Source organism: Halioglobus japonicus (genome assembly GCF_001983995.1).
GTDB classification, from domain to species: domain Bacteria; phylum Pseudomonadota; class Gammaproteobacteria; order Pseudomonadales; family Halieaceae; genus Halioglobus; species Halioglobus japonicus.
In genome coordinates, this window is sequence record NZ_CP019450.1 from 747,028 (window position 1) to 768,081 (window position 21,054).

At 58.8% G+C, this 21,054-nt stretch carries 23 protein-coding genes, 1 tRNA gene and 2 pseudogenes; 11 read left to right on the forward strand and 15 right to left on the reverse strand.

Features of this window, described 5'->3' with window-relative positions; genetic code table 11:
* Positions 1 to 92 precede the first annotated feature (92 nt).
* The 5 genes from BST95_RS03570 to BST95_RS03595 all read left to right on the forward strand — a co-directional run bounded on the left by BST95_RS03570 (position 93) and on the right by BST95_RS03595 (position 3,343).
* Complete coding sequence (locus BST95_RS03570; RefSeq protein ID WP_084198191.1) at positions 93 to 953, forward strand: alpha/beta fold hydrolase; 861 nt, start codon at positions 93 to 95, stop codon at positions 951 to 953.
* 154 nt (positions 954 to 1,107) lie between these two features.
* Positions 1,108 to 1,560 carry a hypothetical protein gene (locus tag BST95_RS03575; protein WP_084198192.1) on the forward strand — a complete coding sequence of 151 codons (453 nt, stop codon included), beginning with the start codon at positions 1,108 to 1,110 and terminating at the stop codon, positions 1,558 to 1,560.
* A 101-nt stretch (positions 1,561 to 1,661) separates the two neighbouring features.
* Entirely contained in the window at positions 1,662 to 1,985 is a 324-nt protein-coding gene (locus tag BST95_RS03580) for a hypothetical protein (RefSeq protein WP_084198193.1), read from the forward strand.
* A 370-nt stretch (positions 1,986 to 2,355) separates the two neighbouring features.
* Positions 2,356 to 2,748: an MAPEG family protein gene (locus BST95_RS03590; RefSeq protein ID WP_084198195.1), complete on the forward strand. Its 393-nt coding sequence runs from the start codon at positions 2,356 to 2,358 to the stop codon at positions 2,746 to 2,748.
* A 187-nt stretch (positions 2,749 to 2,935) separates the two neighbouring features.
* Entirely contained in the window at positions 2,936 to 3,343 is a 408-nt protein-coding gene (locus tag BST95_RS03595; RefSeq protein ID WP_084198196.1) for a GFA family protein, read from the forward strand.
* A gap of 61 nt (positions 3,344 to 3,404) precedes the next feature.
* Here the strand turns inward: BST95_RS03595 and BST95_RS03600 are convergent.
* The 3 genes from BST95_RS03600 to mutY all read right to left on the reverse strand — a co-directional run bounded on the left by BST95_RS03600 (position 3,405) and on the right by mutY (position 4,887).
* A tRNA-Phe gene (locus tag BST95_RS03600) sits at positions 3,405 to 3,480 on the reverse strand.
* Between the two features lie 78 nt (positions 3,481 to 3,558).
* A complete protein-coding gene (locus BST95_RS03605) occupies positions 3,559 to 3,831 on the reverse strand; it encodes an oxidative damage protection protein (protein WP_066057065.1) in 273 nt (90 codons plus the stop codon).
* Positions 3,832 to 3,834: 3 nt separating this feature from the next.
* Complete coding sequence (gene mutY, locus BST95_RS03610; RefSeq protein ID WP_084198197.1) at positions 3,835 to 4,887, reverse strand: A/G-specific adenine glycosylase; 1,053 nt, start codon at positions 4,885 to 4,887, stop codon at positions 3,835 to 3,837.
* A 118-nt stretch (positions 4,888 to 5,005) separates the two neighbouring features.
* Between mutY and hisB the strand changes: the two genes are divergently transcribed.
* The 3 genes from hisB to hisF are packed head-to-tail and all read left to right on the forward strand — an operon-like array spanning position 5,006 to position 7,042.
* Complete coding sequence (hisB, locus tag BST95_RS03615) at positions 5,006 to 5,599, forward strand: imidazoleglycerol-phosphate dehydratase HisB (protein WP_084198198.1); 594 nt, start codon at positions 5,006 to 5,008, stop codon at positions 5,597 to 5,599.
* 9 nt (positions 5,600 to 5,608) lie between these two features.
* Positions 5,609 to 6,259: an imidazole glycerol phosphate synthase subunit HisH gene (gene hisH, locus BST95_RS03620; RefSeq protein WP_084198199.1), complete on the forward strand. Its 651-nt coding sequence runs from the start codon at positions 5,609 to 5,611 to the stop codon at positions 6,257 to 6,259.
* A gap of 9 nt (positions 6,260 to 6,268) precedes the next feature.
* Positions 6,269 to 7,042 (forward strand): imidazole glycerol phosphate synthase subunit HisF, encoded by a 774-nt coding sequence (gene hisF / locus BST95_RS03625; protein ID WP_066057076.1) that lies wholly within the window; start codon positions 6,269 to 6,271, stop codon positions 7,040 to 7,042.
* A gap of 72 nt (positions 7,043 to 7,114) precedes the next feature.
* Here hisF and BST95_RS20300 read toward each other — a convergent pair.
* The 4 genes and pseudogenes from BST95_RS20300 to gpmI all read right to left on the reverse strand — a co-directional run.
* Positions 7,115 to 7,882 (reverse strand): annotated as a pseudogene (locus tag BST95_RS20300) (divergent polysaccharide deacetylase family protein); the annotation flags it as partial.
* On the reverse strand, positions 7,872 to 9,188 hold the full coding sequence (locus tag BST95_RS03635; RefSeq protein ID WP_066057452.1) for a S41 family peptidase: 1,317 nt from the start codon (positions 9,186 to 9,188) through the stop codon (positions 7,872 to 7,874). The pseudogene BST95_RS20300 and the gene BST95_RS03635, both read right to left, overlap by 11 nt.
* A 60-nt stretch (positions 9,189 to 9,248) precedes the next feature.
* Positions 9,249 to 10,298: a murein hydrolase activator EnvC family protein gene (locus BST95_RS03640; protein ID WP_084198201.1), complete on the reverse strand. Its 1,050-nt coding sequence runs from the start codon at positions 10,296 to 10,298 to the stop codon at positions 9,249 to 9,251.
* 107 nt (positions 10,299 to 10,405) lie between these two features.
* A complete protein-coding gene (gene gpmI / locus BST95_RS03645) occupies positions 10,406 to 11,965 on the reverse strand; it encodes a 2,3-bisphosphoglycerate-independent phosphoglycerate mutase (protein ID WP_084198202.1) in 1,560 nt (519 codons plus the stop codon).
* 208 nt (positions 11,966 to 12,173) lie between these two features.
* Between gpmI and BST95_RS03650 the strand changes: the two genes are divergently transcribed.
* From BST95_RS03650 to secB, 3 genes are all read left to right on the forward strand, one after another.
* On the forward strand, positions 12,174 to 12,593 hold the full coding sequence (locus BST95_RS03650) for a rhodanese-like domain-containing protein (protein WP_066057086.1): 420 nt from the start codon (positions 12,174 to 12,176) through the stop codon (positions 12,591 to 12,593).
* 85 nt (positions 12,594 to 12,678) lie between these two features.
* Complete coding sequence (locus tag BST95_RS03655; protein ID WP_477190173.1) at positions 12,679 to 12,861, forward strand: glutaredoxin domain-containing protein; 183 nt, start codon at positions 12,679 to 12,681, stop codon at positions 12,859 to 12,861.
* Positions 12,862 to 12,898: 37 nt separating this feature from the next.
* A complete protein-coding gene (gene secB / locus BST95_RS03660) occupies positions 12,899 to 13,366 on the forward strand; it encodes a protein-export chaperone SecB (RefSeq protein WP_066057092.1) in 468 nt (155 codons plus the stop codon).
* Positions 13,367 to 13,422: 56 nt separating this feature from the next.
* Here secB and trmL read toward each other — a convergent pair whose 3' ends face one another.
* The 8 genes and pseudogenes from trmL to BST95_RS03695 all read right to left on the reverse strand — a co-directional run bounded on the left by trmL (position 13,423) and on the right by BST95_RS03695 (position 21,054).
* Complete coding sequence (gene trmL / locus BST95_RS03665; RefSeq protein WP_084198203.1) at positions 13,423 to 13,887, reverse strand: tRNA (uridine(34)/cytosine(34)/5-carboxymethylaminomethyluridine(34)-2'-O)-methyltransferase TrmL; 465 nt, start codon at positions 13,885 to 13,887, stop codon at positions 13,423 to 13,425.
* A gap of 32 nt (positions 13,888 to 13,919) precedes the next feature.
* A pseudogene (gene ntrC / locus BST95_RS03670) lies at positions 13,920 to 15,325 on the reverse strand (nitrogen regulation protein NR(I)).
* Positions 15,318 to 16,379 carry a nitrogen regulation protein NR(II) gene (gene glnL, locus BST95_RS03675; RefSeq protein ID WP_084198204.1) on the reverse strand — a complete coding sequence of 354 codons (1,062 nt, stop codon included), beginning with the start codon at positions 16,377 to 16,379 and terminating at the stop codon, positions 15,318 to 15,320. Before glnL ends, ntrC begins: the two are co-directional and overlap by 8 nt.
* A 282-nt stretch (positions 16,380 to 16,661) precedes the next feature.
* Complete coding sequence (locus tag BST95_RS03680) at positions 16,662 to 17,189, reverse strand: DUF4124 domain-containing protein (protein ID WP_084198205.1); 528 nt, start codon at positions 17,187 to 17,189, stop codon at positions 16,662 to 16,664.
* A 95-nt stretch (positions 17,190 to 17,284) separates the two neighbouring features.
* Entirely contained in the window at positions 17,285 to 18,691 is a 1,407-nt protein-coding gene (gene glnA, locus BST95_RS03685) for a glutamate--ammonia ligase (protein ID WP_084198206.1), read from the reverse strand.
* A 278-nt stretch (positions 18,692 to 18,969) separates the two neighbouring features.
* Positions 18,970 to 19,566 carry a glutamine synthetase gene (locus BST95_RS20305; RefSeq protein WP_240500287.1) on the reverse strand — a complete coding sequence of 199 codons (597 nt, stop codon included), beginning with the start codon at positions 19,564 to 19,566 and terminating at the stop codon, positions 18,970 to 18,972.
* On the reverse strand, positions 19,494 to 19,985 hold the full coding sequence (locus tag BST95_RS20310) for a glutamine synthetase beta-grasp domain-containing protein (protein WP_240500259.1): 492 nt from the start codon (positions 19,983 to 19,985) through the stop codon (positions 19,494 to 19,496). The genes BST95_RS20305 and BST95_RS20310 overlap by 73 nt, the downstream gene beginning before the upstream one ends.
* 247 nt (positions 19,986 to 20,232) lie before the next feature.
* Positions 20,233 to 21,054, reverse strand: a complete 822-nt coding sequence (locus BST95_RS03695; protein ID WP_169843842.1) for a PP2C family protein-serine/threonine phosphatase — start codon at positions 21,052 to 21,054, stop codon at positions 20,233 to 20,235.

Sequence of the window (21,054 nt, forward strand, 5' to 3'; positions counted from 1 at the left end):
TTATTGGTATGCTGCTGCAGCTGAACACGCTGTCAGTGACGGCAATGTACTGACACCCAGAATAAAACAACAGACTTGGCAGGTATAGCTACATGAACCTTCACCAGTGGCGCGACAGCGGCCAGTATTTTGAGCACGCAGGGCACCAGATCTTCTATCGAGTCGAAGGTGAGGGTGAACTCTTACTGCTGATTCATGGCTACCCCACCGCCAGCTGGGACTGGATCAAGATCTGGCCTGAGCTCACCTCACGGTTTCGCTGCATTACCCTGGACATGCTCGGCTTTGGCTACAGTGATAAGCCGCAACAGCCTTACAGCATATTCACCCAGGCCGATATCTACTGCACTTTGCTGGCCCAACTTGAGGGAAGCAGCTGCCACGTACTGGCCCACGACTACGGTGACACGGTGGCGCAGGAACTGTTGGCGCGTCAGAACGATGGCTCACTGGCGTTCCAGATGAAAACACTCAATCTCCTTAACGGTGGTTTGTTTCCCGAGACCCATCATGCGGTGTTCATGCAAAAGGTATTGGTAAGCCCGCTGGGTGGGCTGCTGGTCAAGTTCATGAAGCGCGGCACACTTGCCAAGAATCTCACCAAAGTATTTGGTCCAAACACACCTCCCAGCGAGCAGGAGATCGACGAGTTCTGGGAGATGATGCAGTACAAGGACGGCCACAAGGTCATGCACCGGTTAATTCATTATATGACCGAGCGCCGCGCCAATCGAGAGCGTTGGGTAGGGGCACTGCAGCAGGCAACTATCCCGATACGACTGACCGACGGCGTGCTGGATCCTGTCTCCGGCGGGCATCTTGTGGACCGTTACGAGGCACTGATTCCAAACCCCGACACGGTGCGCCTCCCTAATGTGGGACACTACCCGCAGGTTGAGGCGCCTGAGGAGGTGCTGCAGGCAGTGCTGGAGATGATTGACGCTAATCGATAACGATATTTGTCGTGATCTACGGAGCACGCTAGTGTCTGCCACTACATCAGCGTGAATAGCTATTGCCTGACTTTGGGCAAGAGGACACAACCTGTGAAGGTCCGCTTTCGTCCACAAAGCGGACATCGCTGGATTTCAACAAGGAAGTGAAACAATGCGGCTGTTATTCGGATTGGTTCTCACAATTCAGGTCTTGTTCTCTTCTTCTCTGCACGCTGAAGGGGAAGGCGAAGCGACTGTACCGATGAGTACGTATCTGCTTCATCAGCAGGTCCGCACTATAAGCATTCTCCATTACTTGCAACTCGGTTTAGATGACGAAGCTGCTAATCACATTGCAAGCTGGGAAGCGTACAGCACGAAGGACTTACACCAACTTGCTAAGCGTTACGACCTTGGTGATGAGCAAGTGAGGAAGATCTACTCGCACATCCGCATCATGGCCGTTCAGAACGAAAAGTTCCCAATAGAGCAATGGCAGGAGGACTCGGAACTGATGGAGATTTTCGAGTACGCGATTGAGCAAGATCCAGAGCACGCCCGACAGCTGCGGTGTAGTGATTGGAGTAAGCCCAAGTGGGTAGGAAACTATGGCTGTTCAGACTAAAGTGAGCGGCAGGTCTTGGCCCCAGAGCTGCCATTCACGTTGAAAAGGATTTTCGATGCATGTAACACAATTTTCTTTCCTCACCCGGATGGCAGGCTTCGATGAACCCTGCCATTGATAAGCTGAAAGACTATCTGGTCGAGCTTCAATCCACTGAGGCACTTGGCTCGATAGCCGACAGGGCTGAACACATAGGGTTAATCAATAGAATTGACACTGCTATTCAGCAATTAGAACTATGCGAGAGTTACGGCATAACGGGTGGCTCCAAGTTCTTTACGCTGCCAGGTACTGGTGATCCAAATTATGACAATTATGTCGTTGCACATGATTGTGAGTCACATAGGCCTGAGAATTGGGAGGAAGTTTTATTTGATGGAAGATCAATCAGACTTCAACAGGGCGACCTGGTCATCCAGAAATGACAGCTTTTGGCCCCAAGGATGACATGCACATGAAGCGCAAGCGTAAAGTGGACGCAGAGCGAGCCAGTGCTAAGCCCAGGTGGGCTGACAAGAGGAACCTTATACCTGTCTTGATATTTGTGGCTATTCTAGTACTGATGTTCATTATGGCTATGGGTGGTCACATAGGGACAGGAGCGGGAGTGTCGCGTGGTGCCACGTACTGAACAACGTCCGCTTATGGCCCCTTAGCTGCCCATGGGGAATGAGGTAAGTTTGAGGGCAGATAACGTTCACAAAGCTGCCCTTCACATTGAAAAGGATCTTTAAAGCACACTGACTTTCTCATATACCTAGCGGTTAGGCTCAAAATTTACTATTTGAGGGATTTATGACTACTGATCTATGGATGCTTATCTTTACAGCTTTCATTGGCTTATTTATGCCTTTCATTTATGGAGCAGGCAGATCATTACAGCCAGGCGGTTTTAGTTGGAGTGCAGGAAACCGCGATACTGAGTTAGCTGTTCCACCTTGGACGCAACGTGCAGTTCAGGCTCACTCCAATCTCATGGAAAGCCTCACAGCATTTGCTATTTTAGTGATCGTGGCTCATATCTCAGGTAAAGCCAATGAGATGACCGCTCTTGGTTCGACTATTTTCTTTTGGAGCAGGGTTGTCTATGTAGCCGTCTATACGGCGGGTATCACCTATCTACGTACACTCGTTTGGTTTACATCTTGGGCGGGTGGCATCCTTATATTTATGCAACTTTTCAAATGAATGGGCAGCTCAGCCTACACTATGCCGATCCGGTGATGGAGAACGGTAATCAACACAAGGACTCGCTGAGGTTCTCGCTGGACCTGTGAATAGCTGACACAGTTACACAGGCGAGTAATAGTAAATAGTAGATGAGGCCCGCCATCGGTCGTAGCCGCTGAGACTCTAGCAACAAAAGGAGTGATATATGCCCCTTAACTTCAAAGAAGTCGATGGCGTCGAAATTAAGGCCAGGCACACAGCGAGTTGTCACTGCGGCGCTGTTGAAATTGAGCTGAGCCTACCTGACGGCCTGGTGGATGTGCGCCGCTGCGACTGCTCCCTGTGCCGCCGCCGGGGCGCTATCGCAGCCTCGGTGCCACTGTCGGGCATTAATATTCTTCGTGGCGAAGATGCGCTGACCCTGTATCAGTTCAATACCTGCACGGCGAAACATTATTTCTGCAGCCATTGCGGCATCTACACCCACCACCAGCGCAGATCAAACCCTGAGCAGTACGGGTTTAATGTGGCGTGCCTGGAAGGAATCAACCCTTTAAAGATCGAGGGAATCCCGACTTATGATGGTGTAAACCATCCGGCTGATCGGGAGTAGGGGCTTCTGGCTGGGATAAACAAAAAAGCCCCGTCATGACTGACGAGGCTTTTTCAAAATATGGTGCCCGGAGACAGAATCGAACTGCCGACACGGGGATTTTCAATCCCCTGCTCTACCAACTGAGCTATCCGGGCCAAGTCGCTATTCGCGAGAGGCGCGTATTAAACCTGTATGAATCCCCGGAGTCAAGGGTATTTCCGGGGCTTCTGGGCCTACTCTGAGGGGGGTACGTAACCCTCGGCCTTGTCGTAGTCCTCACCGGCAAAAAACTTGTCCATTTCCTGCTGCAGGTATTTGCGCGCTTCGGGGTCGACCAGTGACAAGTGCTTCTCATTAATCAGCATGGTCTGGTGTTCCTGCCAGTCCTGCCAGGCTTTCTTGGAGACGTTTTCGAAGATCTCCTGACCCTTGGGGCCGGGGTAGGGCGGCGCATTCAGGCCTTCCAGCTCTTCCTGGTACTTCTTGCAGAATACGGTGCGGGACATCGCTTACTCCTGGGCGGTCAATTGTTGCAGCAGCCCGACCACGGGTGCCGCGAGCCCGATCTGGGGCGGTTGGCGCACGTTATACCAGAGCTGCCGGTCTGCTTCCATGATTGCAGCCGGGCTGGCATCGAGTTGGACCAGTAGCGGCTCGATATCCAGGTGGTAGTGGCTGAAGGTATGCCGGAACACGGGCCACGGCTCGATAGATGCCGGTGCCAGGCCAGTGAGATCGAGCACGCTGGCTTCTGGCGTGAGGTCGGGGGATTCAGGGAAGCACCACAAGCCGCCCCATATCCCTGGTGAGGGCCTTTTTTCCAGCCACACATCGCCGCTGGCATTGCGCAGCATGAGAAAGCGGGTGGTGCGCACCGGGATGACTTTCCTGGGTTTCTTGCCCGGAAAATCTGTCTCACGGCCCAGGGCATGGGCCTCACATTCGGTCTGTAGCGGGCATTGCGGGCAGCTTGGCCGGGTGCGAGTGCAGAGCGTGGCGCCCAGGTCCATCATCGCCTGGGTGTAGTCGGCGCAGCGTTCGTGCGGTGTGTAGCGGTCGGCAATACGCCAGAGCTCATCGTGCACCGCCGTTTTGCCGGGCCAGCCGGCCACGGCCGCGTAGCGCGCCAGCACCCGTTTGACGTTGCCATCGAGAATGGTGGCCCGCTGGCCACTTGAAATGCTGAGAACCGCGCCGGCGGTGGAGCGGCCGATGCCGGGCAGGGCTTCCAGACCCTCTACTGAATCCGGGAACACGCCGTCCAGTTCCTGCGCCACCTGGCGCGCGGCCTTGTGCAGATTGCGCGCCCTCGCGTAATAGCCCAGCCCGGTCCACAAGTGCAGGACTTCATCTTCTTCCGCGGCCGCCAGGTTTTCCACGGTGGGGAAGGCGTTCATAAAGCGGTGAAAGTAGGGGATGACGGTTTTCACCTGGGTTTGCTGCAGCATGGTTTCCGATACCCACACCCGGTAAGGGGTGGTGTCTTCCTGCCAGGGCAGGTCATGACGGCCGTGCTGGTCGAACCAGGTGAGGACTTTTTGCGCGAATTCGGGTGTCGACATGGTGCCCGCAAGGGTACCGGTGGAGGGGTATTTCTGCCAGTGAATTCAAGCACTTGTTCCCTTATAATGGCCGCCCGATGCGGGGGTTGGCCCCGTTAATTCTGCTTGGGAGAGCACCATGGCTGAGCGCAAGGCCGCTGTAGAACGCAACACACTGGAAACTCAGATCACCGCTGCGGTGAACCTGGACGGTACCGGTGTGGCTAATCTGGACACGGGAATTCCGTTCCTCGAGCACATGCTCGACCAGATTGCGCGCCACGGTCTCATGGATCTCGATATCAAAGCGGTGGGCGATCTGCACATCGATGACCACCACACGGTGGAAGACATCGGTATCACGATGGGCCAGGCCTTTGCTCAGGCGGTGGGCGACAAGAAAGGCATCATGCGCTACGGCCACGCCTATTGCCCGCTGGATGAAGCGCTGTCACGGGTGGTGATCGATTTTTCCGGCCGCCCCGGGCTGACGTTTAACGTGGAGTTCACCCGCGCCACCGTAGGCGGGTTTGACGTGGATCTGTTCATGGAGTTCTTCCAGGGCTTTGTGAACCACGCCGCAGTCACCCTGCACGTGGACAACCTGCGTGGTGACAATACCCATCACCAGGCCGAGACGATCTTCAAAGCCTTCGGTCGCGCCATGCGCATGGCCCTGTCCGAAGATCCGCGGATGGCCGGTGTCACCCCATCCACCAAAGGCGTACTCTGAGGTAATTCCATGAGTGGTGTCGTTGCCGTTATCGATTACGGCATGGGTAATCTGCACTCGGTAGCGAGCGCACTCGAGCATGTGGGCGCTGACAAAGTCGTGGTTACCCACGATGCCGAGCAGATTCGCCAGGCCGACCGGGTAGTTTTTCCCGGTGTGGGTGCCATGCGCGATTGCATGGCGGAAATCCGCCGCCTCGAATGTGACAAACTGCTGGCAGATGCGCTGCTGGAACAGCACAAGCCGGTGCTGGCTATCTGCGTGGGTATGCAGGCGCTTCTGGGTCATTCCGAGGAAAACAACGGCGTTGACTGCCTGAACCTGGTCGACGGCCAGGTGCGTTACTTTGGCAACCCGCTGACCTCTGTCGATGGCGAGCGCCTGAAAGTGCCGCACATGGGCTGGAACGAGGTGCGCCAAACCCGCGATCACCCGCTCTGGCAGGGCATTGAAGACGGCACGCGGTTTTATTTCGTCCACAGCTACTATGTACAAGCCAATGACCGCGAGCTGGTGGTTGGGGCGCTGGACTATGGCGTCGCCGCCGATGCCGCGTTGGCCCGCGACAACCTGTTCGCCACCCAGTTCCACCCCGAGAAGAGCCACACTGCGGGCCTCAAATTGCTGAAAAACTTCCTGGCCTGGGACGGCCAGCGCTGAGGAGTCGTTATGGGTCTGGCGAAACGAATTATTCCCTGTCTCGATGTCGAGAACGGGCGTGTGGTGAAAGGCGTCAATTTTGTCGATATCCGTGACGCCGGCGACCCCGTGGAAGTGGCGATTCGCTACAACGAACAAGGCGCCGACGAGATCACCTTCCTCGACATTACCGCCAGCCACGAGGGCCGCGACACCACTGTCCATACGGTAGAGCAGATTGCGGAGAACGTATTTATCCCGCTGACCGTGGGCGGTGGTATTCGCACCGTGGACGATATCCGCACCATGCTCAATGCCGGGGCCGACAAGGTCAGCATTAACACCGCCGCCATTCACAACCCGGAACTGGTGCGTGAATCAGCCCTGCGTTTTGGGTCGCAGTGCATTGTGGTGGCGATTGATGCCAAGCGCGTGGACGACGTTGACGGCGAGCCGCGCTACGAGATTTTCACGCATGGCGGGCGCAAGCCCACGGGTATCGATGCTGTCGCCTGGGCGCGCAAGATGGCGGATCTCGGGGCCGGGGAGATTCTGCTGACCAGCATGGATCGCGACGGGACCAAAAACGGTTTTGAGCTGGGCGTGACTCGCGCCATTACCGACGCTGTCGAGATTCCAGTGATTGCCTCAGGTGGCGTCGGGAATCTCGATCACCTCGTGGAGGGCATTACGCTCGGCGGTGCCGACGCCGTGCTCGCCGCCAGCATCTTCCACTTCGGTGAGCACACTGTGCCCGAAGCCAAGGCCTATATGGCCGAGCGCGGGATCGAAGTCCGCCTCTGATGGCAGCGTCGCCGGCTTCGCGTCGGCGGCCAGCGCAGTGCGCGAACCTTGTTCTTCCAATACCTCAGACACCAGTGCCAGCGCTATGCCCCGGCATGCCAGCGCCGGTATCGCCTGTTGCAGGAAGTCCGCTGTTTCACGGTAGGGGTGACCAATGCCCACCGCCAGGCCACGCTGCTCTGCCAGGGTGACCAGTTCCTCAAAGTGCTGGCCGATAGCCTCGGCACTGCGCTCGTTATCCAGAAAAACTGTGCGCGATAAGTGTGGCACGTTGTAGGCGGCCGCAGTGCGCGCGGCCACACTGTCACTGGTGGTGCGCGAGTCGACAAAGTACAGCTCACGCCGGAGAAGTGTCTGCATGACCCAGCCCATTTGCAGGGGCATTTCAGTGAGCTCTGACCCCATATGGTTATTCACACCGCGCAGGTGCGGAATGTCTTCGATGGCCGCAGTGAGGGCGCGATCAAAGTCGTCCCGGGCCAGGGTTGGGGTCAGACCCCCGTGGCCGAGTGCCATGCCGCGATGGTTGCTCATGGGGGCGTGCAACAGGATTTCCTTGCCAGCGGCAAAGCCGGCCTCGGCCAGATCCCGGCCGTGGGGGGTGTGCGGCAATACCGCCAGGTTCACCTTGCCGGGGAGCTCAACCATGGCCATGCCGTTGCGCCACTGATGGCCGATGTCGTCGATAATCAACACCACGGTGGCCCGCGGCTGTGATGCGGCAAAGGCGGTGGGCGGTGGACTCTGGCAGGCGTCAGCCCAGTGCGGCGCTGCCTGGCCGGGGAGGGCCAGCAGCGCGATTAGCAGGGCGAGTAGGGTTGTCAGGCGTTCAGGATTCACCCTGCTCCGCCGTGTCAGTGGCGGAGGGCTGTGCCCGCATGCCCAAAATATTAATGCCTTTGAGCAGGGTCAGCGCTTCGTAAAGCTGGTTGTCCCGGGCCAGCAGTTCACTGGCAGGTTTCTTCGCAGCTTTCTTCTTGCTGTTGCCGTTGGCGTTATCCAGATGGCCGGACAAATCGGCCTCGGATACCCGACGGGAGCTTTCATATGCGGTGACGCGGGCGCGTTCCACCTCGATGTCCGGTTCAATCCCCTCGGCCTGGATTGAACGGCCGTTGGGGGTGAAATAGAGCGCTGTGGTCAGTTTGACGGCCCGCGATTCGGAGATCGGCAGCACGGTTTGCACCGAGCCCTTGCCGAAACTGCGGGTGCCCATAATGACTGCGCGGCTGTGATCCTGCAGGGCGCCGGCGACAATTTCCGAGGCTGATGCAGAGCCTGCGTTAATCAGTACGACCAGCGGTGCACCGGCGGTGGTGTCGGTGGCCTTGGCGTCGAAGTGATGATCGGAGTTGGGCAGCCTGCCCTCGGTGTACACCACGGTGCCACCGTCCATAAACAAGCCGGCCACGTCGACGCTGGAGCGCAACACGCCGCCGGGGTTGTTGCGCAGGTCGAGTACCAGGCCCTTGAGATCCTGCTCGTTCATCAGCTTGTCCAGGGCCTCGGCCACGTCGTCGCCTGTAGCGCTCTGGAACTGGGCAATGCGGATATACCCGTAGCCGGGCTCAAGCCAGCGCTGGCGTACGCTGGCGACCTTGATGACATCACGGGTCAGGGTTACTTCGAAGGGCTGGCTTTCTCCGGGGCGGCCAATGCTCAATTCGATGGAGGTGCCCGCGGGGCCGCGCATGAGTTCGATAGCTTCCTGCAGGCTCATGCCTTTCACTGGCGCATTGCCCAGCTTGAGGATGACATCGCCGCTTTGCAGGCCGGCCTCGGAGGCGGGTGAACCGTCGATCGGCGAGATGATTTTCACGTAGCCGTCTTCCATGCCCACTTCGAGGCCCAGCCCGGTGAACTCGCCGCTGGTGGCGTCCTGTAAATCCTGGAAGGCGTCCTTGGTGAGGTACACAGAGTGAGGGTCCAGCCCCATGAGCATGCCCTGAATGGCGTATTCGAGCAGGGTGCTATCGTCGATGTCCTCGACGTAACCCACCCGAATCTGGTTGTAGACGTCAGCGAAGGTGCGCAGGTCGTCCAGCGGCAGCGCCGCATTCTCTTCTACAGCGGCGTGCGCCGGAAGCGTCAAAAAAAGTGCACAACAGGCGCTCGCGAGTAATCTTGGAGTGTTCTTAAAGGCCATCGTAACTGCCAGGTGGCGCAGGGCCACATATCCCTATGGCCCGGTAGTGTAACCCATTGCCTAACGGCGGCACCATTTGGCAGGATTGGTCGGTTTGCCGTTGTGGCGGATCTCAAAATACAGCGCCGGACGTTCCAGGCCACCGCTATCGCCCAGAGTGCTGATGGCCGTGCCGGCGGTCACCCATTCGCCCACCTCGCGCAATAGCGTCTGGTTGTGGGCATAGAGGCTCATATAGCCGTCGCCATGATCGATAATCAGCAGCAGGCCCATGCCCCGTAACCAGTCGGCGTAGACCACCCGGCCGTGGTGAATGGCCTTGACCTCTGTCCCGGCCTTGCCCGGAATTTTTACCCCCTGCCACTTCATCTTGCCCTGGTTGCGGGCGTTGCCAAAGCGGTGGCTGGCGCGCCCTGATACGGGCCAGGGCATCTTGCCCCGGGCCGCTTTAAAGGCCTGGTAGTTCTCAGGCACTTCCAGATTGACCACCGCTTTTTCAATGGCGTCGATCAGTTGTTGCAGTTCCTGTTGGTCCTGCTCCAGCTTTTTCAGCTGGGTGCCCTTGTCGGCAATGCTGGTATTGAGCTGGTTGACCGCCTGCTGTCGGGTTGCCTGCGCTGCCACCAGCCGTTCCTGCTGGCGGGTCAGTTCGCTGGAGCGCTGCTCCAGGGTGGCAATGGTGGTGTCGATCTTGGCCTCATTGGCGGCGAGTTGCTCCAGAGTCTGGCGGTACTCTTCGAGCAATTCGTTGCGGGCGCGGAAGAAATAGCGGTAGTAGCCCATGACCCGTGCCACGGTGTCGGGGCTCTCCTGATTGAGCAACACTTTCAGCTGCCCCTGCTGGCCCATTTGCCAGGCAGTTCGCAACTCCACCGCAATGCGCGACTGTTGCTCGTCCAGCGCGGATCGCAGCGTCTGTTGTTCGGCCCGCAATGCGTCCAGCTGTGCTTCCTGTTTTCGAATGTCGGCCTGGGTCCCATCCAGGGCCTTCTGGATTCTGGCCTGCTCGAGTTCTGCTTCGCGCAGCTGGCTCTGCAGTTTGTTGCGGCGGGAGTTGGCGGAGCTGATCTCGCGATTAATACGCGAGATGTCGGCCTTGAGCTCCTTCATCTGGGCCTTGGCGCGCTCCTCGTCGGATTGTGCCCAGGCAACTGGCGATAGAGCTATCGCCAGCCCCAGCAGGAGGCCGGTGAGCCACCGGCTTGCGGGTCGGTGATTCAGTGTGCGTCACCTGTCACCAGGCTGCGCCCGGTCATTTCGGCGGGCTGGGGCTGGCCCATCAGGTCGAGCAGGGTGGGGGCAATGTCGGCGAGAATGCCGCCTTTGCCGTCCAGCTCGAGGTCGCGCGGCCCCATGTAAACCAGCGGTACCATCTCGGTGGTGTGCTGGGTGTGGTTCTGGCCCGAGTCGTAGTCGATCATCTGCTCGCAGTTGCCGTGGTCGGCGGTTACCAGTGCCTGGCCACCGACTTCCTGCAGGGCGGCTTCCACCTGGCCGAGGCAGTGGTCCAGTGCCTCAACGGCCTTGACGGCGGCGGAGTACACGCCGGTGTGGCCGACCATATCGCCGTTGGCATAGTTGCACACGATCAGGTCGTACTTGCCGGAGCGGATGGCAGCAGTGAGTTTGTCGGTCAGCTCCGGGGCACTCATTTCGGGTTGCAGGTCGTAGGTGGCCACGTCCGGCGAGGGAATCAGTTCGCGGTCTTCACCGGGGAACAGCTCTTCACGGCCGCCGCTGAAGAAAAAGGTGACGTGCGCGTACTTCTCGGTTTCAGCGATTCGCAACTGGGTCATGTCGCGCTGGGCGAGGTAGTCGCCCAGCACATTGCTGAGGGCCTCCGGTGGAAAGGCCACGGGGGCGTCGATGTCGGCGGCGTATTCAGTCGTGGTCACAAACGCGGTCAGCTTGGGAATGCTGGCACGGGCAAAGCCATCGAAATCCGCCTCGGTGAAGGCGCGGGTCATCTGCCGGGCGCGGTCAGCGCGGAAATTCATAAACAGTATACAGTCGCCGTCAGCAATGGCGGCAGATGCCTCACCCTGTGCCTGGATGACGGTGGGCAATACGAATTCGTCTGTCTCATCGCGCTCATAGGCGGCTGCCAATCCCTCGGCGGTGCTTGCCGCGCTGTGGTTGGCACTGCCTTCAGTCAGCAGGCGATAGGCATCTTCCATGCGCTCCCAGCGGTTGTCGCGGTCCATGGCGTAGTAGCGTCCGCAGAGGCTGGCGACCCGGCCACAGCCGAGCTCGGCAAACAGAGCATCGGCTTTTTCCAGCGAGGGTCCGGCACTGCGCGGGGGTGTGTCGCGGCCATCCAGGAAGGCGTGCAGGTACACCCGGGTGGCGCCGCGTTTGGACGCCAGGCGCACGGCGGCGAATATCTGGTCTTCATGGCTGTGCACACCGCCCGGTGATAGCAGACCGAACAGGTGCACGGCGCCGCCGCCTTCGACAGTCTTGTCGATAGCCGTGGTGAAGGCTGGGTTGGTATCGAAGCTGCCGTCGCTAATGGCCTGGTCGATGCGGGTAATGTTCTGGTAAATCACCCGGCCCGAGCCGAGGCTCATATGGCCCACCTCGGAGTTGCCCATCTGGCCTGCGGGCAGACCAACATCGAGCCCGGACCCAGACACCAGGGTATGCGGCGCATCGCGCCACAGGCGGTCCCACACAGGGGTGTTGCCGTTGGCGATGGCGTTGTCCTGAATCTCTTCGCGATGGCCCCAGCCATCGAGAATGATCAGTACGGTGGGCTGTTTCTGGCTATTGCTCATGGGTGGTCCGGCTGTGGGAGATCAAAGGCCGGCATTTTACCCTGTCCGCTCGCTGTGCGCACCGCCGGGGGCCCCACAGTTGCTGGTTTTGCCAAGGATTACCGGGGCTGGTTGCGGGGGGGATGAAGCTGTATACTTGCGGCCTTTTGGCATTCCCCCGCAGGCCTGGTCCGGCGCGGGTTCACAGCGCACTTATTGAAGTAAAGCCATGGCTCTATTTTTCGAATTTCTGGCCCAGCAGTGGTTGCTGGTGGCGGCCTTGCTGGCTGTCGTGATCATGTTGTTCATGCACGAAACCCGCAAATCAGGCACCTCACTGACACCACAGCAGGCAATTAACCTGGTCAACGCCGAAGACGGCGTGTTCGTGGATTTGCGCGATACCGCGGAATTTCGCGCGGGACATATCGTCGATGCGATGCATGTGCCCACGACCAAGCTCATGAATAACACCGGCCTCCTTGAAAACTACCGCGACAAACCCATTGTATTGGTATGCAAGATGGGACAATCCGCTGGCGCAGTGGGCAAAAAGCTCAATGCTGAGGGTTATGCCAAGGTGAATATCATGACCGGCGGCATGATGGAGTGGAAGAATCTCCAGTTGCCTGTGGTTAATAACGGATAAAGCGCATGAGTAATGCAGTCACGCTGTATACCACCCGGTTCTGCCCCTACTGCATCCGGCCCGATTCCTGCTCGACAGCAAGAACGTGGAATACACCGACATTGGTGTGGACGCGAACCCGGAGCTGCGCAGGGAAATGATGGAAAAGAGCGGCCGCCGCACGGTGCCGCAAATATGGATCGGTGATCGCCATGTAGGCGGCTACGACGATCTGGCTCTGCTCGAACGGCAGGGCAAGCTCGATGAATTACTTCAACTGGTGTCATAAGCGCCGTTAACAGATAAAACCGAAGGAGGACGGCAACATGGCCGACGAACAGGTTCAACCCCAATTCCAGATGCAGCGCATCTACACTAAGGATATCTCTTTTGAGTCTCCTTCCACGCCGGAAGTGTTCCGCAAGCCCTGGCAGCCCAAGGTCAATGTTGACCTGAACACCAAGAGCGATAAGGTAGACGATGAAGGCAACTTCGAAGTGGTTCTGTCTATCACCGTGACCACTAAAATCGAGGAAGAGACTGCGTTCCTGGTGGAAGTACAGCAGGCAGGTATCTTCAACATCCAGGGCTTTGAAGGCGAAGAACTGCGCCGTGTTCTGGGTACCGCGTCGCCGAACATTCTGTTCCCCTACGCGCGTGAAGCCATCGACACCCTGTGCGTGAAAGGCGGTTTCCCGCCCGTCATGCTGGCGCCGGTTAACTTCGATGCTCTGTACCAGCAGGCGCTGGCTCAGGCAGCACAAGCCGGTGAAGCGGAGGCGCCTGCTCACTAAGAGCAACGCACTTTCGCTGATGAAAAGGGGCCTTTTGGCCCCTTTTTTGTGGGCGCTTAGCCCAGCTCCTCAAACCCCAGCTGGCGCAAGGCCTCATAAGTGACGATGGCCGCAGCATTGCTCAGGTTGAGGCTGCGGCTGTTCTCGCGCATCGGTATGCGAATGCGCTGTCCGGCGGGCAGCGCATCGCGGATCTCAGCGGGCAGGCCGCGGGTTTCCGGCCCAAACAGCAGCGCGTCACCCGTCTGGTATGTCACCTGGTGATAGGCGGTGGAGCCCTTGGTGGTCATGCCCATGAGCCGGGCATCCGGATAGGCCGCTACAAAATCGTCGAGCTGGGGGTAGGTTTCAACCTCGGCAAATTCGCGATAGTCCAGCCCCGCCCGGCGCAGCTTTTTCTCATCGAGATCAAAACCCAGTGGTTCGATCAGGTGCAGGGCGCAGCCTGTGTTGGCACACAGGCGCATGATATTGCCGGTATTGGGCGGGATTTCAGGTTGGTACAGGACAATGTGCAGCATGGCCGCATACTACCGGCGGCCCGTCGCACAGGCTACATCTGCAGATCTTTCATTTTTCGGGTCAGGGTATTGCGCCCCCAGCCGAGCAACTCCGCGGCATCGCGTTTGCGCCCCTGTGAATGCTGCAGGGCGACTTCGATCATGACTCTTTCGAAGGCGGGGGTGGCCTGTTGCAGGATGTGGTCCTTGCCCTGAATCAGCTCGTTGCGGGCCCAGCGCTGCAGCAGATCCTTCCAGTCGGTGTCACCGCGTTCGGTGACCTGCTCGGCCACATCTTTACTCAGCTCGGGGGGCAGGTCTGCCAGGTGCACCTCGCGGCCGGAGGCCATGACGGTTATCCAGCGACAGGTATTTTCCAGCTGCCGCACATTGCCCGGCCACTCCAGTGAGCTCAGGTAATCCTGGGTCTCCGGCAGCAGAATCTTTGGCTCGCCACCGAGTTCCTCTGCGGCCCGGTTAAAGAAGTGCTGCATCAGGCGCGGAATATCCTCGCGGCGTTCCGCGAGTTTCGGAATGTGGATTCGAATGACGTTCAGGCGGTGAAACAAGTCTTCCCGGAAGTCGCCTTTGCGCACCAGTGCCTCGAGGTCCTGGTGGGTGGCGGCGATGATACGTACGTCGACTTTGACCGGGGTGTGGCCACCGACGCGATAGAACTCACCATCGGCCAGTACCCGCAGCAGGCGGGTCTGGGTTTCCGCCGGCATGTCGCCGATCTCGTCGAGGAACAAGGTGCCACCGTTGGCCTGTTCGAAGCGGCCCTCGCGCTTGTTATTGGCACCGGTAAACGCGCCTTTCTCGTGGCCGAATAATTCAGACTCCATCAGTTCGCGAGGGATTGCCGCCATATTCAGGGCAATGAAGGGGTTGGCTGCCCGGGGGCTGTGCCGGTGCAGGGCATGGGCCACCAGTTCTTTACCGGTGCCTGATTCGCCGTTGATCAGTACGGTGATATTGCTGTGGGCGAGACGGCCGATGGCGCGGAAGACTTCTTGCATGGCCGGCGCTTCGCCAATGATTTCGGTCTGGGGCAGCTCAGCCAGTGGCGCGGGGTCGTGGCGGGTTTCGCGGGCGTGCGCCAGGGCGCGCTCGGTAATCGCGACGACTTCATCCAGGTCGAATGGCTTGGGCAGGTATTCGAAGGCCCCTGCTGGTAGGAAGCCACGGCGCTGTCCAGGTCGGAGTGGGCCGTGGTAATGATGACAGGCAGCTCCGGGTGAGAGCTGTTGATGCGGCCCAGCAGTTCGAGGCCGTCAATGCCCGGCATGCGGATATCGCTGATAATCACCTCGGGTTGGTCGTTGGCGAGACGTTGGAGTAGCTGATCGCCGTCGGCGAAACTCTCGTTGTCGATACCGGCCTGGTTCAGGGCGCGCTCCAGAACCCAGCGAATCGAGCTGTCGTCGTCCACGATCCAGACTTTGGCCTGCTTATACATGTTGGGTTTCCATTGGTAGGTAAATGCTGAATAGGGTTTTGCCCGGCTCGCTGCTGCACTCGAGCAGGCCGCCGTGGCGGGTAATGATCGATTGGGCAATCGTCAGGCCCAGGCCTGTGCCCTCGGCGCGACCGGTCACCATAGGCATGAAGATGGTCTGTAGCATATCGGCCGGTATGCCCGGGCCGTTGTCTTCTATGTCCATACGGCACAACAGTCGATGGCGGGTGGTGCCGATCGTGAACTGGCGTTGCGGGCGTGTGCGCAGGGTAATTTTCGCCTGCACTGTTTCGTCGCAGGCCTGCAGCGCATTGCGAACGATGTTGAGAACCGCCTGCACGAGCTGGGCGCGGTCGCCAAAAATTTCCGGCAGGCTTGGGTCGTAGTCCCTGGCCAGTGTCAGCTGGTTGTTGGACTCGGCGACAATCAGGTTGCGCACGTACTCGAGCACCTCGTGCACATTGAGCGGCTTGTTCTTCAGCTGTTGATTGGGTCCCAGTAGTCGATCAACCAGGTCGCGCAGGCGGTCGGCCTCGCGGATGATAATGTTGGTGTACTCCGCCAGTCCTTCATCGGGGAGTTCGCGGGCGAGTAACTGGGCCGCGCCACGGACGCCGCCAAGCGGGTTCTTAATCTCGTGTGCCAGGCCGCGAATCATTTCCTGGGTAATGGCCTGGGCATTGACCAGGCTCTCTTCGCGACTGATCTTCAGCAGCCGGTCTACCGGTTGCAACTCCAGCAGCAGGTTCACGTCGCCTCTGCCGTCACCCACCGGCGTCATGATCAGGTCGGTCTGGATTTCCTTGCCGCTGAGCAGCAATAGCGGCATACCCCGCCGTGACGTGGGGCTGCGTTCGTTGCGCACCCGCTCCAGGGCTTCGACGAGCGCCCCGGCGTTGGCCACCAACTTGGCGACGGGCTGTCCGAGCGCTCGGCCCTCCGATGACTCAAGCAAGTCCTGGCATGAGCTGTTGAGCGAGATCACCTTCAGCTCGCCATCGAGCGCGATAATTGAGGTGCTGAGGTTGTCCAGTATGTCCCGCGTAATCTGCATTTGCTGTCCTGAAGCGGCACGTCCGTGTTGTTGCCGACTGTATTCGATATACCGAAAGCAAAAATAGCGCCACTTTGGCCCCTAAGCAGTAATTTATTGCTCGGATGCATGAAATTAGTGCATCGCAGGTATGTGACCGCTCACTCTCGGCGGATTTTCAGTGGTTTTGGGTTTACGCAGTGATCAAACGGTGTCGGTGGGGGTGGGGCTTAATGACTGCGTGCACCAATATGGTGCACTCTTTGATGGGGTATGTCCACTTCAGGGCGAAGGAGGCATCGATCAGTTTATGGATGGGCGCATGACATAGACACGCAAGGGCTCGGAGGTGGACAGCGTCTCGCCGTCGGGGCTGACCACGGTGACTTCCAGGTCGTGGGCGCCGCGGAATACATTGGTGAGATCCCAGAAACCGGCAGCCTGTGGCTCGCCCTGTGGCTCGCCGTCCATGAGTAGTTGCATGGCCTGGCCTTTACTCAGTGCTGGGCTGACCGTGGCACTGACACTGAAATTCCCAGGCCCCATGGGTATCGTGGTTTCCTGTTCTGGTGCGGTGATTGTCGCCACGGGTACTGCCGATTCATCAGCTTTGGTATCAGCGGCGGTAGCAGAGGTGCCGTAAGCCGGAATATCGGGTGGCGGGGCAGTGCTGTTGGTCTGCTGCAATTGCACCTGCTCGGTGTTGGAATCCGGCGGCGGGGTGTCGGTAAAGCTGACGTTGCCGTTCTCGTCGACGGTTTTATAGATTTGCGACCAGGCCTGGGCAGACGCCAGTGCCAGAATCGTGAGCGTAAGGGCGGATCTCTTCATAGGGTTATCCCGCGGGTGATTGCGATCTATTAACCCTAGCAGAAAGGTAAAAAAAAGGCCCACGAAAGCGGGCCTTTTCAGTGCTTGGCGGGTACTTACACGGAGTAGTACATCTCGAATTCCACCGGGTGGGTGGTCATGTCGAGCTTCTCGATCTCCTCACACTTGAGCGCGATGTAGCCGTCGATCATGTCGTCAGTGAACACGCCGCCGGCGGTCAGGAATTCACGGTCGGCATCCAGTGCTTCCAGAGCCTGGTTCAGGCTGGAGGCCACAGTGGGGATGGCCAGTGCCTCTTCGGCAGGCAGGTCATACAAATCCTTGTCGGCGGCATCGCCGGGGTGAATCTTGTTCTGGATGCCGTCGATACCAGCCATCAACATGGCGGCAAACGCTAGGTAGGGGTTGCCAGTGGGGTCGGGGAAGCGCACTTCAATGCGCTTGCCGCGGGGACTGGGCTCGTAGGGAATCCGAATCGATGCAGAGCGGTTGCGGGCCGAGTAGGCCAGCATGACCGGAGCCTCAAAGCCCGGTACCAGGCGCTTGTAGGAGTTGGTTGAGGCGTTGGTGAAGGCGTTCAGCGCCCGGGCGTGTTTGATGATGCCGCCGATGTAGTACAGGGCGGTGTCTGACAAGCCCGCGTAGCCGTCACCTGCGAAGGTGTTCTCGCCGTTCTTGGCGATGGACTGGTGTACATGCATGCCGGAGCCGTTATCGCCTACCAGGGGCTTGGGCATGAACGTGGCGGTTTTGCCGTAGGCGTGGGCCACATTGTGCACGCAGTACTTGAGGATCTGGGTGTCGTCGGCTTTGTTGACCAGGGTGTTGAAGCGAATGCCGATCTCACATTGGCCGGCAGTGCCCACCTCGTGGTGATGCACTTCGACTTCAAGGCCCATTTGCTCCATGGCGCCGCACATAGCTGCGCGGATGTCGTGCAGTGAGTCGACGGGCGGTACCGGGAAATAGCCGCCTTTCACACCGGGGCGATGGCCAATGTTGCCGTCGTCGTAGTGTTCGGCAGAAGACCAGGCGGCCTCTTCGGAAGAGATCGCGTAGTGGGCGCCGGACATATCGACCTTCCACTTCACATCGTCAAATACGAAGAACTCGGGCTCATTGCCGAAGAACGCGGTGTCACCGATGCCGGTGGACTTGAGGAATTCCTCGGCGCGCTTGGCCACGGAGCGGGGGTCGCGCTCATAGCCCTGCATGGTAGAGGGCTCAACGATGTCACAGCGGACAATCAGGGTCACGTCGTCGGTGAAAGGGTCGAGCACCGACGCATCGTCGTCAGGCATCAGAATCATGTCGGACTCGTTAATGCCTTTCCAGCCGGAGATCGACGAGCCGTCGAACATTTTGCCGCCTTCGAAGAAATCTTCGTCGACTTCAGTGGCGGGGATGGTGACGTGCTGTTCTTTGCCGCGGGTATCAGTGAAGCGCAGGTCGATCCAGCGTACTTCGTTGTCTCGGATCAGGTTCAGAGTGTTCTCTGACATCGGTTTTCCTCCATGGGATTGTCGGCAAGCCATTGACGGCCGGCCTTAGAAGAGCTGCAGCGAGCGAATTTTGGCGGCAACTAATTGAAACTAAGAAGTTTTATGGCTTAGGGCATGATACTGCCCGCGAGCGGCACTATTGTGGACGGACGTGTTATCGCCTCTCTGGGATGCGATGTCAAGTTAGCGCTGTGGGTACGTCGGGGAGGAAATATCGGTAAGAGGGGTGAAAAAATAAGGCCCGGCGAGTGCCGGGCCCGATCGAAGGTGGCGTGCGATTAAGCTTCCGCTTCCTTGCAGGTCTTAACGATGGCAGCGGCCACCTTGTAGGGATCCGCGTTAGACGCAGGACGACGGTCTTCCAGGCGACCTTTCCAGCCGTCTTCTACAGTACCCACAGGGATACGGATAGACGCGCCGCGGTCAGATACGCCGTAGCTGAACTCGTCGATAGACTGTGTCTCGTGCTTACCGGTCAGACGCTGGTGGTTGTCGGCACCGTAAACGCTGATGTGGCGCTCGATGTTCTTGCCGAACTCGTCACAGATCTTGTGGAAGACAGCTTCGTCACCGCTGTCGCGCATTGCGGCGTTAGAGAAGTTGGCGTGCATGCCGGAACCGTTCCAGTCGGTGTCGCCCAGGGGCTTGGGATGCCACTCGATAGCGTAGCCGTATTTTTCGGCGGTGCGCTCGAGCAGGTAGCGGCCCAGCCAGATTTCGTCGCCGGCACGCTTGGCGCCCTTGGCGAAGATCTGGAATTCCCACTGACCAGCGGCTACTTCAGCGTTGATGCCTTCAACGTTCAGGCCGGCTTCCAGGCACAGGTCCAGGTGCTCTTCGATGATGGCGCGACCAAAAGCGTTTTTGCCTCCCACGGAGCAGTAGTAGGGGCCCTGAGGGTCAGGGAAACCGCCGGCGGGGAAGCCGGGGGGCGGTTGGTTTCGGTGTCCCACAGGAAGTATTCCTGCTCGAAGCCGAACCAGTACTCGTCGTCGTCATCTGCTTCATCAATGGTGGCGCGGCCGTTGGATACGTGGGCAGAGCCATCAGCGTTCAGTACTTCGGTCATAACCAGGAAGGAGTTGTTGCGATCCGGATCGGGGATGATGGCAACCGGCTTCAGCAGGCAATCGGAGTCGCTGCCGTCGGCCTGTTCAGTGGAGCTGCCATCGAAAGACCACATGGGGCATTCTTCCAGGGTGCCTCCAAAGTTTTCGCGAACCATGGTCTTGCTGCGCAGGCTCTGAGTGGGGGTGTAGCCATCGAGCCAAATGTATTCCAACTTACTTTTCATCTTGCGTATCTCTTGTACTAAGGATTGATCTTTGAAGAGCGCCTTAGCGGCTGCTCGACTCTCGCAGCCCCTGAGAAAGCAAATTCCATTCCAACTTTTGTCCGCCTGCACCAATCGGAAGAAATGCCCCTAAAAAGAGCGGCTTACGATGGGTGTTGCTTCTTTGTGGGGAAGAGGCAGGGCAGTTCTATGACATATTCGCACCATTTAAATGCATTGAGGACCGCTATTGCACCATTTTAGTGCATTAGTCTGATTCAGAGGCTTGCGCGTCAATGACAATCACCGTGATATTGTCGGGCCCGCCGCCTGCCAGGGCCAGGTCGACAAGGGAGATACAGGCCGCCTCCGGCGACCCTTGGCCCAGCTGACCGCCCAGTTGTTCGGCATCGATGGGGTTGTACAGACCGTCGCTACATAGCAAATAGCGATCCCCTGGTTCGACCGCGGTGAAGAGCATATCCAGTGACAGCGTTTTGTGGGCGCCAACGGTGCGGGTCAGCACGTGGGCAGACTTGTCGGTGGCCAGTTCTTCCTCGGTGAGTTCGCCGCGGCTGAATTTTTCCTGGGCCAGGCTGTGATCGCACGTCAATTGTTCAAGTTCGTTATTGCGCAGGCGATAGGCTCTGCTGTCACCTGCCCACAGGAAAAAGCAGTGATTGCCATGAGCGAGCATTGCCGCCACCGTGGTACCGGGGCGGTGCTGGCGGAAGGCGGTGCGGCACTTTTCGTGGGCAGATTGCAGCCGTGTTTCCAAATCCTGGAGATTGGCAAGTGCGGCGTGCTGGTGTGGGAAAGCACGTAGTTCTGCGACTACCTTGCTGCTGGCATAGTCGCCGCGGCTCTGCCCGCCGATGCCGTCGGCTACGACCCACAGGCGCTGCTCCGGCGAATCGAGAAAGGCGTCCTCGTTCACCGGGCGGACGCGGCCAATATCCGTGTGGCTGGCACTCTCCCAGCGCAGAGAGGCTGCGGCTGCTCCCCCGGCTCTGGCTTTGGCTTCCTCGAGGTCGGCGAGTTGGGCGATGTCTTGTAATTGGGTATCGGTCACGTCAGAGGCAATCCGCAA